Source organism: Actinomycetospora sp. NBRC 106375 (genome assembly GCF_030269665.1).
In the GTDB taxonomy this organism is placed as follows: Bacteria; Actinomycetota; Actinomycetes; order Mycobacteriales; family Pseudonocardiaceae; genus Actinomycetospora.
On sequence record NZ_BSTS01000067.1, the window covers coordinates 1 to 1,334 of the forward strand.

General features: G+C 72.4%; 1 protein-coding gene. It reads left to right on the forward strand.

The features are described 5' to 3' along the window. Positions 1-52: 52 nt before the first annotated feature. On the forward strand, positions 53-1,327 hold the full coding sequence (locus tag QSK03_RS32880; RefSeq protein ID WP_285660040.1) for an IS30 family transposase: 1,275 nt from the start codon (positions 53-55) through the stop codon (positions 1,325-1,327). Positions 1,328-1,334 lie beyond the last annotated feature (7 nt).

Sequence of the window (1,334 nt, forward strand, 5' to 3'; positions counted from 1 at the left end):
GGCGGATTCAAGGGGCTGTCGCAACACCTCGTCTGAGCTAGGGGTGAGTGTGATGGGTCGTGCGCGGGCGTTGCGGGGGCAAGTGCGCGAGTTCTGGCGTGCCCGGCTGGAAGGGCTGGAGCACGACGTGGCGTGCGCGCGGGCCGGCGTGTCGCAGCACACCGGCTGGCGGTGGGTTCGTGAGGTTGGCGGGATGATCCCCGATCTCGGCGAGTCCACCGGCCGGTATCTGTCCAACGCGGAGCGGGAGGAGATCTCGCGCGGGCTCGCCGCCGGGCACTCGCAGGCCGAGATCGCGCGAGCGTTGGGCCGGGATCCCGGCACGATCAGTCGGGAGATCACCCGCAACCACACCCCCTCGTTGCGTCCGGGGCGGCATGGCCCGCCTCGCCCGAATGCGGGCCCGCCGCGGCCGGGGCGGCGGGTGTGCGCCTCGCCGCGGGAGGCCAACGAGCGGGCCTACCGGGCCCATCAGGCCCAGGCCAAGGCCGAGGCCCGGGCCCGGCGCCCGAAGCCGACCAAGTTCGCCGGGCATCCTGAGCTGGTCACCGAGGTCCAGTGGCGGCTCAAGGCGCACTGGAGCCCGGAACAGATCACGGCCGAGCTGCGCGAACGGTTCCCCGACCGCCCGGAGATGTGGGTGTCCCACGAGACCATCTACCAGGAGCTCTACGTCCAGGGCCGCGGTCAGCTGCGCCGCGAGCTGCACCACTGCCTGCGCACCGGGCGCGCGCTGCGTCGGCCCCGGGCGTTCACCGAGCGCTCAAGCCGCTCCTACATCAGCCCGGAGGTGATGATCTCGCAGCGGCCCGCCGAGGCCGACGACCGCGCGGTGCCCGGGCACTGGGAAGGCGACCTGATCCTCGGTGCCGGCAACGCCTCGGCGATCGGCACCCTGGTCGAGCGCTCGACCCGATTCGTGATGCTGCTGCACCTGCCCGAGCGCCACGACGCCGAGACCGTGCGCGACGCCATGATCCCCGCGATCGGGGCGCTGCCCGCGGCGCTGCGCCGGTCGTTGGCCTGGGACCAGGGCAGCGAGATGGCCCGCCACCACGAGATCCGCGTCGCTGCCGACCTGCCGATCTACTTCTGCGACCCGCACAGCCCCTGGCAGCGCGGCAGCAACGAGAACACCAACGGGCTGCTGCGCCAGTACTTCCCCAAAGGCAGCGACCTCTCGATCCACACCGCCGCCGACCTCGCCGCCGTCGCCGCCGAACTCAACGGCCGACCCCGCAAGACCCTCGACTGGCGCTGCCCCGCCCGAGCCATCGACCAACTACTCTCCGCCCCACCAACCACCGGTGTTGCGACCACCCCCTGAGCTCAAG

Coding starts and splice junctions, on each gene's coding strand:
- QSK03_RS32880 (WP_285660040.1), top strand. CDS start 53: ATGGGTCGTGCGCGGGCGTTGCGGGGGCAAGTGCGCGAGTTCTGGCGT.